At 72.5% G+C, this 13,360-nt stretch carries 9 protein-coding genes; 7 read left to right on the top strand and 2 right to left on the bottom strand.

Annotated elements, in window-relative coordinates; translation table 11 throughout:
- Positions 1 to 57: 57 nt before the first annotated feature.
- The gene (locus MCHT01_RS01600) at positions 58 to 1,848 is read right to left on the bottom strand and encodes an acyl-CoA dehydrogenase C-terminal domain-containing protein (RefSeq protein ID WP_067061480.1); all 1,791 of its coding nucleotides are present in this window, start codon (positions 1,846 to 1,848) and stop codon (positions 58 to 60) included.
- A 52-nt stretch (positions 1,849 to 1,900) separates the two neighbouring features.
- On the bottom strand, positions 1,901 to 2,647 hold the full coding sequence (locus MCHT01_RS01595; protein ID WP_084451586.1) for a TetR/AcrR family transcriptional regulator: 747 nt from the start codon (positions 2,645 to 2,647) through the stop codon (positions 1,901 to 1,903).
- A gap of 314 nt (positions 2,648 to 2,961) precedes the next feature.
- Between MCHT01_RS01595 and MCHT01_RS01590 the strand changes: the two genes are divergently transcribed.
- The 7 genes from MCHT01_RS01590 to MCHT01_RS01560 are packed head-to-tail and all read left to right on the top strand — an operon-like array spanning position 2,962 to position 13,352.
- Positions 2,962 to 3,480 (top strand): chemotaxis protein CheW, encoded by a 519-nt coding sequence (locus MCHT01_RS01590; protein WP_084451584.1) that lies wholly within the window; start codon positions 2,962 to 2,964, stop codon positions 3,478 to 3,480.
- A complete protein-coding gene (locus MCHT01_RS01585; RefSeq protein ID WP_067061475.1) occupies positions 3,477 to 5,024 on the top strand; it encodes a CheR family methyltransferase in 1,548 nt (515 codons plus the stop codon). Before MCHT01_RS01590 ends, MCHT01_RS01585 begins: the two co-directional genes overlap by 4 nt.
- A complete protein-coding gene (locus MCHT01_RS01580; RefSeq protein ID WP_067061473.1) occupies positions 5,021 to 5,566 on the top strand; it encodes a chemotaxis protein CheW in 546 nt (181 codons plus the stop codon). Before MCHT01_RS01585 ends, MCHT01_RS01580 begins: the two co-directional genes overlap by 4 nt.
- 14 nt (positions 5,567 to 5,580) lie before the next feature.
- Complete coding sequence (locus MCHT01_RS01575; RefSeq protein ID WP_218017849.1) at positions 5,581 to 7,041, top strand: CHASE3 domain-containing protein; 1,461 nt, start codon at positions 5,581 to 5,583, stop codon at positions 7,039 to 7,041.
- Between the two features lie 40 nt (positions 7,042 to 7,081).
- Positions 7,082 to 9,289 carry a hybrid sensor histidine kinase/response regulator gene (locus MCHT01_RS01570; protein WP_067061469.1) on the top strand — a complete coding sequence of 736 codons (2,208 nt, stop codon included), beginning with the start codon at positions 7,082 to 7,084 and terminating at the stop codon, positions 9,287 to 9,289.
- Positions 9,286 to 10,356, top strand: a complete 1,071-nt coding sequence (gene cheB, locus MCHT01_RS01565) for a chemotaxis-specific protein-glutamate methyltransferase CheB (RefSeq protein WP_067061466.1) — start codon at positions 9,286 to 9,288, stop codon at positions 10,354 to 10,356. The genes MCHT01_RS01570 and cheB overlap by 4 nt, the downstream gene beginning before the upstream one ends.
- Positions 10,353 to 13,352, top strand: a complete 3,000-nt coding sequence (locus MCHT01_RS01560) for a response regulator (protein ID WP_067061464.1) — start codon at positions 10,353 to 10,355, stop codon at positions 13,350 to 13,352. Before cheB ends, MCHT01_RS01560 begins: the two co-directional genes overlap by 4 nt.
- The last annotated feature ends 8 nt before the right edge of the window (positions 13,353 to 13,360 follow it).

Raw genomic sequence — 13,360 nt, 5'->3', positions numbered from 1 at the left:
ACCGCGCGGGTGGGACGCGGACGCCTCGCTCGAGGAGGCGCCCGCGACGCTGTCTTTTTAGAACAGCGCCTCGTCCATTTCCATCAGCGGGCTCAGGCCGGTGCGCGCGGTGCGGATCAGGCTGGCCGTCTCGGGCAGCAGCTTGGCGAAGTAGAAGCGCGCGGTCGCCAGCTTGGCGGTGTAGAACGGATCGCCCGAATCCTTCTTCTCCAGCGCCAGCTTGGCCATGCGCGCCCACATGTAGGCGAAGCACAGGTGACCCACGACGCGCAGGTAGTCCACCGCGGCGGCGCCCACTTCATCGGGGTTCTGGAAGGCCTTCATGCCGATCTCGGTGGTCAGCTTGGTGACCTTGTCGCCGATGTCGGCCAGCGGATTGATGAACTCCTGCATCGCCTCGCTGGTGCCCTCTTCCTCGACGAACTCGGCGATCTTCTTGCCGAACTTCTTCAGCGTCGCGCCGTTGTTGCCCAGGATCTTGCGGCCCAGCAGGTCCAGCGACTGCACGGTGTTCGTGCCTTCGTAGGTCATGTTGATGCGTGAGTCGCGGACGAACTGCTCCATGCCCCACTCGTGGATGTAGCCGTGGCCGCCGTAGACCTGCATGCAGTGCGAGGTCGCGATCCAGGCGTTGTCCGAGATGAAGGCCTTGATGATGGGGGTCAGCAGGGCGACCTCGTCCTCGCAGGCCTTGGCCTCGTCGGCGTCGTCGCTGGCCAGCGCCTTGTCCAGCTGCAGCGCCACGTAGGCCGACAGCGCGCGGCCGCCCTCGGCGTAGGCGCGGGCGGTCAGCAGCATCTTGCGCACGTCCGGGTGGACGATGATCGGGTCGGCCGGCTTGTCCGGCGCCTTCGGGCCCGACAGCGCGCGCATCTGGATGCGGTCCTTGGCGTAGACGACGGCGTTCTGGTACGCCACTTCGGTCAGGCCCAGCGACTGGTTGCCGACGCCCAGGCGGGCGGCGTTCATCATCACGAACATGGCCTGCAGGCCCTTGTTGGGCTGGCCGACCAGCGTGCCGACGGCACCGTCGAGCACGATCTGCGCGGTGGCGTTCCCATGGATGCCCATCTTGTGTTCCAGGCCGCCGCAGTAGACCGGGTTGCGCTCGCCCAGCGAGCCGTCGGCCTTGACGTTGAACTTGGGCACGATGAACAGCGAGATGCCCTTGGAGCCGGCCGGGGCGTCCGGCAGGCGCGCCAGCACCAGGTGGACGATGTTCTCGGCCAGGTCGTGCTCGCCGGCGGAGATGAAGATCTTCTGGCCGGTGATCTTGTAGGTGCCGTCGCCTTGCGGCTCGGCCTTGGAGCGCAGCAGGCCCAGGTCGGTGCCGCAGTGCGGCTCGGTCAGGCACATGGTGCCGGTCCACACGCCGGAGGTCAGCTTGGGCAGGTAGGTGGCCTTCTGCTCGGGCGTGCCGTGGGCGTGCAGCGCCTCGTAGGCGCCGTGGCTCAGGCCGGGGTACATGGTCCAGGCCTGGTTGGCCGAGTTCATCATCTCGTACATGAACTGGTTGACCAGCACCGGCAGGCCCTGACCACCGTACTCCGGATCGCAGGACAGCGCGGGCCAGCCGCCCTCGACGTACTGGGCGTAGGCCTCCTTGAAGCCCTTGGGCGCCTTGACCTCGTGCGTGGTCTTGTCCAGCGTGCAACCCTCGAGGTCGCCCGACAGGTTGATCGGGGCCAGCACCTCGGAGGCGAACTTGCCGCCCTCTTCCAGGACCGCGTTGATGGTGTCCTCATCGACCTCGGCGTGCGCCGGCAGCAGCTTCAGCTCGTCGACCGCGTGCAGCAGCTCGTGGAGCACGAACTTCATGTCGCGCAGGGGCGGGTTGTACTGAGGCATGAGGAACTCCTGATGGTGGTTCTATGGGTGAAGGGGAAAGACCTGACCCCGCTCAGGCGCGCTTGCGTCCGGCGGGGGTCGCCGCGGCGGCGGCGGAGGTTTTGGGTTGCCGCGTCTCGGCGTCGGCCTTGCGGCCGGCCGGCGTGGCGAAACTGTCGAGGATGCGCTCCAGGCCCGTGCGGGCCCGGGCCAGCGCGCCGGGACTGCGCAGGAAGCGCGCGTCGTGATGCAGCGACAGGATCAGCCCGTGCATCTCGAACAGGACCTGGTCCGGATCGGCTTCCGGCACGAGGTGGCCGACTTCCTGCGCCAGCAGGATGGCCTTGCGGATCGCGGCATGCCAGTCGCGCACCATGGCGACCAGCGCGTCGCGCACCGGGCCGGGCCGGTCGTCGAATTCGACCGCGCCGCTGATGTAGATGCAGCCCGAGTCCACTTCGACCGAGGTGCGGTGCACCCAGCGCTCGAACAGCGCGCGCAGGCGCGGCAGGCCGCGCGGCTGGCGGATCGCGCTGAAGAAGACTTCCTCTTCGAACTTGGCGTGATACTCGCGCACCACGGCGATCTGCAGTTCCTCGCGCGAGCCGAAATGCGCGAACACTCCGGACTTGCTCATCTTGGTCACGTCGGCGAGCGCGCCGATGGACAGGCCTTCCAGCCCCATGTGCGAGGCCAGGCCCAGCGCGGCGTCGAGGATGGCGGCGCGGGTCTGCTGGCCCTTCTGCAACGAACGCGTGCCCCGACGGGCGGACGCGGACGCGGGGGCTGGCTTGTTGGCGGTGATGGCGGTGCTGGACACGATGCCCGGAATAATAAAACGAACGGTCGTTCTATTTTGCAGAAGTCCGGACCGGAAACGCAATCCTTGACCACCCTTTTTTAGTGGTGAAGACCTAAATCCGGTGGACCCGCGCCGGTTGTCCGGCGCGGCATCCGACCGGGAACACGGCGGCCTGCGCGGATTTCAAGGGTTAACCCGAACATGCGGATCGCCCCTTCTCGGCGACCCTGGCAGGCCGTGTGCCCCGTTCGCGTCGAGCCGGTCCAGTGACCTTCGGCGCCAGGGGGCCGGAGGGCGCCGGCATAGACTGGTGCAAACAGGGAGCCAGAAGAATGCACAAGCCATCGAATGGCGTCGTTCGGGTTCTGGTGTGCCGGGTGCAGTCCCGGCTGTGCGGCCTGCCGCTGGACGCCGTGGAGGAGACGCTGCGTCCGCAACCGCTGCGTCCGTTGAAGGCGGCGGTGGTCCACGTCCAGGGCCTGGCGCGCATCCGCGGCGACTGGGTGCCGGTGGTCGACCTGGCCGGGTTGCTCGGCATGACCGCCGCGCCGGTGCGCCGCTATGTCGTCGTGCGCGCCGGTGGCCGCCGCGTCGCGCTGGCCGTCGCCGAGGTAATGGGCCTGCACACGCTGACCGACGACATCGTCTCCACCCTGCCCCCGCTGCTCCAGGACCGCGCGCACGCGGCCGTCGCGGCGCTGGCCGAACGCGACGACGAGCTGGTCGCGGTGCTCGACCACGCCCGCCTGCTCCCCGACGACTGGCTCGCCGCGCTGCCCGCCGACGCGACCGCGACGACCGGGGCGACCGACACCCCCGAACCTTCCGCCACCGCCGGAGCCGCCTCGTGAGCCGCGCGGCGCCGGCCGATCCCGCGCTGCTGCCGCGCCTGCGCGCCGTGCTGGCGTCGCGGCTGGGACTGCAGTTCGACGACCGCCAGGACGATTGGCTGACGGCCGCGCTGACCCGCGTGGCGGGCACGACCGGGCCGGAGCGCTTCCTCGCCCAGATGGAAGTCGCCCCCACGCGCGAGCGCCTCGACGCCCTGGCGGCGGAGCTGACCGTCGGCGAGACCTTCTTCTTCCGTCACCCCGAGCAGCTGGACGCGCTGCGCTTCGACCTGCTGCCGCGCATGACGCGGCGCGCGCTGTCAGACGCCGCGCTGACCGGTGCGGCGCCGCAGCGCCTGCGGGTGCTCTCGGCAGGCTGCGCGTCGGGCGAGGAGGCCTACACGCTGGCGATCACGCTTCAGCGCGCGGGCCTGCAGGTGCAGGGGCTGGACTGGGAGGTGCTGGCCATCGACCTGAACCCGGCCGCGCTCGCGCGGGGCCTCGCCGCCCGCTACGGCGAATGGAGCCTGCGCGCGACGCCGGCCGAGTTGCGCGACCTGTGGTTCCGCCGCGTCGACAAGGCCGATGTGAACGAGGCGGACGGGGACAGCCGGGGCGGCCGCGGCTGGACGCCGATCCCGGGCATCCGCGAGCGGGTGCGCTTCGAGCAACGCCACCTTGGGCTGCCCGACGCCGGGTTCTGGACGCCGGCGCGCTTCGACGTCATCTTCTGCCGCAACGTGCTGATGTACCTGGAGCCCGCCGCGCTGCGACAGGCGATCCGCAACCTGACCGGTGCCCTGGCTCCCGGCGGGGTGCTGTTCGTCGGCCACGCCGAGACCCTGCGCGGGCACACCGACGCGCTGAGCCTGCGCCAGGCGCAAGGCTGCTTCTTCTACGAGCGCGAAGCCGCCGGCGTGGCGCGGCGCACCGAGCGGCCGGACGGCCAGCAGCGCCCGATCGTCGGCGCCCCGGGCGCCTCGCCCGAGGCCGGCGAGGAGACCGCGCTCGGCCTGGACCGCTGCCTGCCGCCGTCCTGGCCCTTTCCCTGGACCAGTGCCTCGGCCGCGCCCGGCGTGGCCCGCTCCGCGAGCGAGACCCGCGGCGCGCCGGCCGCCCCCGACTTGCAACGCGCGGACGCCTCCGGCCGCGATGGCGATCAGGCCCTGCTGGACGAAGCGCTGCGCCTGGTCGAGGCCGGCCTGATTGACGACGGCCTGCGCGCCTGCGCGCGGCTGAGCTCGCCCGAGCTCCCGTCCGCCCTGCAGGCCGAGGTGCTCTACCTCCAGGCCTTGGCGATGGAGGAGCGCGGCCAGCTGCCGTCGGCGGAATGGCACCACCAGCGCGCCGCGGCCAAGGACGCGGGCTTCGCGATGCCGCATCTGCGCCTGGGGCTGATGGCGCGCCGCCGCGGCGAGATCGTCGCCGCGCACCGCGAGTTGCGCCGGGCGCTGGCCTTGCTCGACGACGAGAGCGCCGCCCGGCTGCGCCGCTTCGGCGGCGGCTTCGAGCGGGATGACCTGCGGCGCCTGTGCCGCGACGAGATCGGAGAGGCCCACGCATGACGGAAGAGATCCGCCGCCAACTGCGCGATTGGCGCGAGACCTTCGATCGCGGCTTCGCCGAGCCGCGGCGTCATCGCGCCGACGACGCCACCTTCGACGTGCTGGGCATACGGATTGCCGGGGCCGCGTTCGCCCTGGACTTGGCCGATCTGGCCGGACTGCTGCCCGCGATGCCTCCCGTGCCCTACCCCGCCACCGCGCCCGGCCTGCTCGGACTGATCGGCCATCAGGGTCAGGTGTTGCCGCTGTATGACCTGCAGACCCTGATCGGCCACGGCGCCGCCCCCGCCGTCCACTGGTGGGCCGTCGCCCGCGCGGCGCCGCTGGCGCTGGCCTTCGAGGGCTTCGAGGGCCAGTGGCGCATCGCCGCCAGCGAGCGCCTGCAGCAGAGCGACGCCGCCGGCACCGGCTGGGCGGTGCGCTGCGGCGGCGCGCTGCGCCCGCTGATCGCGCTGGACGACGTGATCGCCACGGTCACCGGCCGGCTGGCGACAACGTCCGGCCTCGACGAGACAACGACCGCCGATCCGATCGGCTCATGACAGGGAGAACGCACATGTGGACCTTCGGCAGAAAGTTGACGGTGGGCTTCGCCCTGTCCTTCGCCTTGCTGTTGGTGATCGGGACGCTGTCCTACCGCGGGGTGGACGTGCTCACGCAGACCAGCTACCAGGTGGCGCACACCCATGCGGCGTTGAACCACGTCACCGCGCTGCTCAGCGCGATGAAGGACGCCGAGACCGCCCAGCGCGGCTACCTGTTGACGGGGGACGAGACCTACCTGGAGCCTTACCGACAGGCCACCACGGACCTGCCCAAGCTGCTGACGGAGCTCAAGAGCCTGATCCGGGACAACCCCGCGCAACAGTCGCGGCTCAACCAGGCGTCGCAGATGATCGACGGCCTGCTGACGTTGCACAAGGACCGGATCGACATGCGGCGCGGCAGCGGCGAGGACGCCGCGATGCGCCTAGTGCGCATGGGCGAGGGCAAGCGCCGCATGGACGAGCTGCGCGTGGTCGTCGGCCAGATGGAGGATGAGGAGGAGGACCTGCTCAAGCAGCGGGCCACCGAGGTCGAGCATGCGGCGGCCAACGTGCGCCAGGCCATCGTCTGGGGCACGTTGGCCGGCGCGGTGCTGGTGCTGATCGCGGCGATCACGCTGAGCCGCGCGCTGAGCGGCCAGGTCGGCTCCGCCGTGCGGCATGTCCAGCGCTCCTCCGCCGAGCTGCAGGCCGCCGCCAACCAGCAGGCCGCCGGCGCGCGCGAGACGGCGACCTCGATGACCGAGATCTCGACCACCATCTCCGAGCTGCTGGCCACCTCGCGCCAGATCGCCGAGAGCGCGCAGCGCGTGGTCGGCATCGCCGAGCAGACCGCGAGCTTCGCGCGCGGCGGCGACGGCACGCTGCAGGCCGCGCGCGAGACCATCGCCGCGATGCGGCGGCAGATCGACCTCGTGGTGGACCACATGCTGGACCTGGGCCGCAAGTCGCAGCAGATCGGCGTCGTGCTGGACCTGGTGGGCGAGCTCGCCGAGCAGACCAACATCCTGGCCATCAACGCCACCATCGAGGCCACGGTCGCGGGCGACGCGGGTCGGCGCTTCAGCGTGGTGGCGGACGAGATCCGCAAGCTCGCCGACCGCATGACCGCCTCGACCAAGGAGATCCGCGTGCAGATCGACGACGTGCGGGGCGCGGTCAACACCACGGTGATGGCGACGGAGACCGGCTCCAAGGCGGTCGACGCGGGCGCGCGCCAGTTCGACGACGTGGCCTCGACCTTCGGCCGCATCGCCTCGCTGGTCGTGACCACGACCGAGGCGGCGCGCGAGATCGAGCTGTCGACCAAGCAGCAGGCCACCGCGGTGGAGCAGCTCAACGTGGCGCTGTCCAACACGGCGCAGGCCTCGCGCGAGACCGAGGCCAGCTCCGGCCAGACCTCGCAGACGGCCACCGAGCTGGCCGAGATGTCGCGCGACCTGCTGCGCCTGGTCCAGGCCCAGCCGGCCTGAGCCGCGATCCGTCGATCCCCCGTACAGGACAACCGGCATCGTGGCCAAGGATCCCTACCGCTTCTTCCGCGTCGAGGCGCGCGATCTGCTCCGGCAGATGAGCGAGGCCGTGCTGGCCGCCGAGCAGGGCCCGGTGCCGGACCTGCCCGTCAAGCTGCTGCGGCTGGCCCATACGCTCAAGGGCGCGGCCAGCGTGGTGCGCCTGCCCGAGATCGCCGGCCACGCGCATGGCATCGAGGACCTGCTCACGCCCCTGCGCGACAGCGGCGCGGCGCCGGACCGGGCCGCGCTGGACGGACTGCTGATGCTGATCGACGCGGCCGGCGACGCGATCACCGCGCTCGACCCGGGCGAGGCGGGTGCCCGGGGTGCCACGGGCGCGCCGGGCCAGCCGGGCCTGGCCGGGGCCATCGGCGCGCCGGGCGTCGCCGGGCCACCGGGACCTCCGGGGGCCGCGGGCTCGCCGGGACCGGCGGAGCTCCCCGCGGATCCGTCGGCGACCGGGGCCGCGCTCGCGGCGCCTCCGCCCCGCCCCGACAAGTCCGCCGTCGACGACGCCCCCATTCCTGCCCTGCCGGACATCGCCCGGCAGTCGCCCGAGGAGCTGGATGCCGTCATCGCCCACATCGCGCAGACGCAGGGCCAGCTGGCGCCGATCGAGCGCGCCGCCGCGCTGGTGCGCGAGCTGCGCCTGGCGCTGGAGGGCCCGCAGGAGGTGCTGGCGGGTCCGCTGGCCCGCATCGAGGATCAGCTCGAGCGCGGCACGCGGCAGCTCGGGCGCGAGCTGGTCGCGCTGCGCGACAGCGCCGAGCAGTTGCGCCTGGTGCCGACCTCCAGCCTCTTCGCGCCGCTGCAGCGCGCCACGCGCGACGCGGCGCGCTCGCAGGACAAGCAGGCCCGCTTCGAGGGCCACGGCGGCGACGTCAAGCTCGACGGCGAGGTGCTCAACGCGCTGCTGGGCGCGCTGGTCCAGATGGTGCGCAATGCCCTCGCCCACGGCATCGAACTGCCGGCAGAGCGCATCGCCGCCGGCAAGCCGGCCCAGGGCCGCATCACGTTGACCGTCGAGCGGCGCGGCCGCGATGTGCTCTTCCGCTGCGAGGACGACGGCGCCGGCCTGGACCTGGATGCCGTGCGCCGCACCGCCGCCGCCAAGGGCCAGGCCGACGCCGCGCTGCTGGACGACGAGGCGCTGATCGAGCGCCTGCTGCGCGGCGGCCTGAGCACCGCGCGCCGCGTGGACGCGCTCGCGGGACGCGGCGTCGGCATGGACCTGGTGCGCGACACCGCCGATCGCCTCGGTGGCCGCCTCACGCTGCGCAGCACGCGCGGCCTGGGCACGACCCTGGAGCTGCTGGTGCCGGTGCAGATCGCCGCGCTGCGCGCGATCCAGGTCATCTCGGACGGGCTCTCGGCCTGGATTCCCCTGGACGCGGTGGAGTGCGTGCTGCAGCGCCCAACGCTGAACGGCCAGCACATCGCGCTCGAGGACGAGCTGCTGCCGCTCCTCCCGCTGACCGAGGTGCTGCGCCCCGGCGGCGCGGCGCCGGAGGCGGTCGCGCCGCGCTCGGCGCTGGTGCTGCGCGGTGGCGGCCAGCGCGCCGCGCTGGGCGTCGAGGCGCTGGACGGCATCGCCATCGTCGTGCTGCGGCCACCGCCCGCGTTGCTGCCGGCCTCCCCGCTGATCGCGGGTCTGGCGCTGGACGCGGCCCAGCAGCCGGTGCCGGTGCTCGCGCCCGAAGGCCTCACCGCCGCCGCGCGGCGCGCCCGCCCGCGCGCCGCCGCGCCGGCCCCGCGCACCGGGACCATCCTGGTCATCGACGACTCGCTCACCACCCGCATGCTCGAGCAGAGCATCCTGGAGGCGGCCGGCTACCGCGTCCACATGGCCGCCTCCGCCGAGGACGGCCTGGAGGCCGCGCGCCGCGAGCGCTATGCGCTGATCCTGGTCGACGTCGAGATGCCCGGCATGGACGGCTTCGAGTTCGTGAGCCGCATCCGCCAGGACGCCGCGCTGCGCGACGTGCCGGCGGTGCTGGTGACCTCGCGCAACGCGCCCGAGGACCTGGCGCGCGGCAAGGCCGTCGGCGCCGACGGCTACATCGTCAAGGGCGAGTTCGCGCAGAACGACTTCCTCGCGCAGGTCGCGCGCCTGGTGACCCGGTCGGCCGCGATCGCGTCGGCCTCCACGGTCGCGACGGCGTCGACCGCCCCCGCCACGGCCGACGACGACGGGGCCGCCCCATGAGCGGGTCCAAGCTGCGCGTGCTGGTGGTCGAGGACTCGATCACCGTGCTGGCCCACATCCGCGAGGTGCTCTCGGCGCAGAGCGACATCGAGATCGTCGGCGAGGCGCACGACGGCATGCAGGCCGTGGCCCTGTGCCAGCAGCTGCGGCCCGACGTCATCTCCATGGACATGATGCTGCCCGGCATGGACGGCCAGGCCGCGACCGAGGCCATCATGGCCCACTGCCCGACACCGATCCTGATCGTGTCCTCGTCGACCAACCGCGGCGAGCTGCTGCGCACCTACGAGGCGCTGGCCGCCGGCGCCGTCGAGGTGCTGGAGAAGCCCAGCGGCACGCAACCCGAGGGCGAGTGGGAGCGGCGCTACGTGACGCTGCTGCGCCTGGTGTCGCGCATCCGCGTGATCACGCATGTCCGCGCCCGCATCGCGGGTCGGCCCGCGCCGTCCGTCGCCGCCGCCGGCATGCCGCCGCCCGGACGGCGCGCGCTGCTGGCGCTGGGGGCGTCCACCGGCGGGCCCGGCGCGCTGATGAAGGTGCTGCAGTCGCTGCCCGCGCCGGCGCCCCTGCCGGTGCTCATCGTGATGCACATCAACGCCGTCTTCAGCCGCGGCTTCGCCGAGTGGCTGGACGCGCAGACCCCGCACCGCGTGCGCTACGCCCAGGGCGGCGAGCTGCTGCGCGAGCTCGCGGGTCAGGTCTTGCTCGCCCCGCCCGACAGCCACCTGATCGCGCGCGGCGGACAGCTGCATCTGAGCCACGCGCCGCCGCGGCATTCCTGCCGCCCGTCGGTGGACGTGCTCTTCGAATCACTGGCCGCCGAGATCGGCGCGGGCGTCGCCGCCGCGCTGCTGACCGGCATGGGCCGGGACGGCGCGGCCGGGCTGCTGGCGATCCGCCGCGCCGGCGGCGCGACGCTGGCCCAGGACGAGGCCAGTTCCATGGTGTACGGCATGCCGCGCGAGGCCGCCCAGCTGGGCGCCGCCGAGCGCATCCTGCCGCTGAACGAGATCGGTCCCGCCTTGTTGGGCTTGAGCGGTATGGCCTGGGGAGGAGCCCACTCATGAATGAAAAGACCTTGATCGTCGAGGACAGCCTCACGGTCCGGATGGATCTGCGCGAGGCCCTGGAGGACGCCGGCTTCGACTGCGTCGAATGCCCGACGCTGGCGACGGCGCGCGCCGCGCTGGCGCAGGGCACGCCCGCGCTGGTGCTGCTGGACAAGCAGCTGCCCGACGGCGACGGCGCGGCCTGGTTGAGCGAGCTGCGCGCCGCGCCCGGCGGCCAGGACTGCGTGGTGCTGATCCTGTCCAGCGCCTCGCAGGCCGGCGACCGGCTGCGCGGCCTGGCCCACGGCGCGGACGAGTACGTCGGCAAGCCCTACGACCGGCTCTACGTCGTCGATCGCGCGCGCGAGCTGGTGCGCCAGCGCCATGCGCTGCGCAGTGCCGGCGACGCGCTGAACCAGCCGCCCAGCGTGCTGCTGATCGACGACAGCGAGACCTTCCGCGAGGCGCTGCGCGAGGCCCTGGAACCCGCCGGCTATCGCATCCTGCTGGCGCCCAGCGGTGACGAAGGCCTGCGCCAGGCCGCCGCGCTGCGGCCCAACGCGGTGATCGTCGACCAGCACATGCCCGGCATGGACGGCGCGACCGTGATCCGCTCGCTGCGCCTGGACCCGGCGCTGCGCCACACGCCCTGCCTGCTGCTCACCGCCGACGAGGGCTACGAGGCCGAGCTGCGCGCGCTGGAAGCCGGCGCCGACGCCTTCGCCCGCAAGCAGGACGACGTCGACCTGATCCTGGCGCGCGTGGCCGCCATGCTGCGCAGCGCCAAGGCCAGCCTGCCCGAGCACGGCGCCAGCCTGCTCGGCCCCAAGCGGCTGCTGCTGGTGGACGACAGCGCCAACGTGCTGGCCGAACTCGGCGCCACGCTGCGCGACGACGGCTTCGACGTGATCGCGGCCGCCAGCGGCGAGCAGGCGCTGGAGCTGCTGTCGGTGCAGAGCGTGGACGCCATCCTGCTGGACGTGCAGATGCCGGGCATCGGCGGCCTGGAGACCTGCCGCCGCATCAAGGCCGCGCCGGCGCTGCGCGACATCCCGGTGCTGCTGCTCACCGCCTTCGACGGCCGGGAGACCATGCTGGCCGGGCTGGAGATCGGCGCGGACGACTACGTCGTCAAGGCGGGCGGCGAGGTGGAGCTGCTCAAGGCGCGGCTGCGCGCCCAGCTGCGCCGCAAGCAGTTCGAGGACGAAGCCCGCCGCACCCATGCCGAGCTGCACAACAGCGCGATGGAAGCCGCCGAGGCCCGCGCCGCGCGCGAGCTGGCCGACAGCCGCGCCGAACTGCTGGCCGTGCTGCAGCAGCGCAACGACGCGCTGGAGCAGCTCAACGCCGAGCTCAGCCGCGCCAGCAGCGCCAAGACCGCCTTCCTGTCGACCATGTCGCATGAGCTGCGCACGCCGCTGAACGCGGTGATCGGCTTCGCGCAGCTGATGCGCGACGGCGCCGCGGGCCCGGTCAGCGAGCGCCAGTCCGAGTTCTGCAACCACATCCACAACGCCGGCCAGCACCTGCTGTCCCTGGTCAACGACCTGCTGGACATGGCCAAGATCGAGGCCGGCCGCGTGGACCTGGACATCGAGCCGGTGGACCTGGACGAGCTGCTGGGCGACGCGCTGGCCATCGTCCAGGAGCGCGCGCGGCTAGGCAACATCCAGATGAACTTCTTCGGCGTGGGCGGCCATCAGCGCCTGTGCGTCGACCGCCGCCGGCTGCGGCAGATCATCTACAACCTGCTCTCCAACGCCGCCAAGTTCACGCCCAAGGGCGGGCAGATCCGGCTCGAGGCGCGCCGCGTGTCGCGGGCCCGCGCCCGCGAGGCGTTGCCCGGCTTCCCGCAGGGCCGGCGATCCGACCTGCCGCCGAGCGAGTACGCCGAGTTCGTCCAGATCAGCGTGACCGACAGCGGCATCGGCATTCCGGCCGACGGGCTGGACCGCCTGTTCCAGCCCTTCAACCAGATCCGCAACGCGCTGACGCACAAGGTCGAGGGCACGGGGCTGGGTCTGGCGACGGTGGCCCGGCTGGTGCAGCTGCACGACGGCGCGGTGGCCGTCAGCAGCGAGCCCGAGAAGGGGAGCTGCTTCACCTGCTGGCTGCCCTGGCGCGAGCCGGTGGTGCCCGACGTGATCCTGCCCGACGAGCCGAACGGCCGTCCGCTGGCGCTGGTCATCGAGCACAACGAGCAGGCGGCGACGCTGATCCAGACCCAGCTCAAGGGCGCGGGCTTCCGCGTACGCCACGTGCGCTCGGCCGAGGAGGCGCTGGAGCTCGCGCATCAGCTGCGCCCCGACCTGATCACGCTGGAGGTCAACCTGCCGGGTCTCGATGGCTGGGAGCTGCTGTCGCGGCTCAAGAACCTGCCGGGCTGGGCGCACATCCCGGTGGTTGTGGTGTCGGTGGACGCGGGCCAGGAGGTCGCGCTGTCGCTGGGCGCCTCGGCGGTGCTGCACAAGCCGGTCAGCCGCAAGGCGCTGACGCAGGAACTGCAGATGCTGGGCTTCAAGCCCACGGCCACGCGCAAGTTCCTGGTGCTGGCGATCAGCGACGCGCCGGGCGACCTGCAGTCGCTCAGCGCGCATCTGTCGCAGCCGGGCTTCTCGGTGCTGCGCGCCACCGGCGGCAAGGAGGGCATCGAGCTCGCGCGCCGCCACGTGCCCGACCTCATCGTGCTGGACCTGCTGATGGCGGAGGTCGACGGCATCGGCGTCGTCGAGGCGCTGCAGCGCGATCCGCTGACCGCCGCGATCCCGGTGATCGTGGTGGCCGCCTCGCAGCTGAGCGCGCGCGATCGCGAGCTGCTCAATCGCCATGTGCAGCGCGCCACGGCGCGGCAGCCGGCGGTCGACGCGGCCGCGGCGCCGGCCGGTGCCGCGCCCCCGCCGGTGCTACCCTCCGGCGCGCGGTCCTCGCCAGGGCCGCAAGGTCACTTCATGGACGAGGTCAAGCGCGCCATCAGCCGTACCAGCTGGGGCGACCTCGATCCGCTGGACGATTGACACGCCGA

It is taken from the genome of Mitsuaria chitosanitabida ATCC BAA-476 = NBRC 102408 (genome assembly GCF_001598255.1).
Taxonomy (GTDB): Bacteria; Pseudomonadota; Gammaproteobacteria; order Burkholderiales; family Burkholderiaceae_C; genus Roseateles; species Roseateles chitosanitabidus.
The sequence above is the reverse complement of the archived record's forward strand: the minus strand, read 5'-3'. Positions and strand labels throughout refer to the sequence as shown.

What these genes read in the sequence shown, in the direction of transcription:
- MCHT01_RS01600 (WP_067061480.1), bottom strand. Translation starts at nt 1,848, where the DNA reads ATGCCTCAGTACAACCCGCCCCTGCGCGACATGAAGTTCGTGCTCCAC.
- MCHT01_RS01590 (WP_084451584.1), top strand. Translation starts at nt 2,962, where the DNA reads ATGCACAAGCCATCGAATGGCGTCGTTCGGGTTCTGGTGTGCCGGGTG.
- MCHT01_RS01580 (WP_067061473.1), top strand. Translation starts at nt 5,021, where the DNA reads ATGACGGAAGAGATCCGCCGCCAACTGCGCGATTGGCGCGAGACCTTC.
- MCHT01_RS01575 (WP_218017849.1), top strand. Translation starts at nt 5,581, where the DNA reads ATGTGGACCTTCGGCAGAAAGTTGACGGTGGGCTTCGCCCTGTCCTTC.
- cheB (WP_067061466.1), top strand. Translation starts at nt 9,286, where the DNA reads ATGAGCGGGTCCAAGCTGCGCGTGCTGGTGGTCGAGGACTCGATCACC.
- MCHT01_RS01560 (WP_067061464.1), top strand. Translation starts at nt 10,353, where the DNA reads ATGAATGAAAAGACCTTGATCGTCGAGGACAGCCTCACGGTCCGGATG.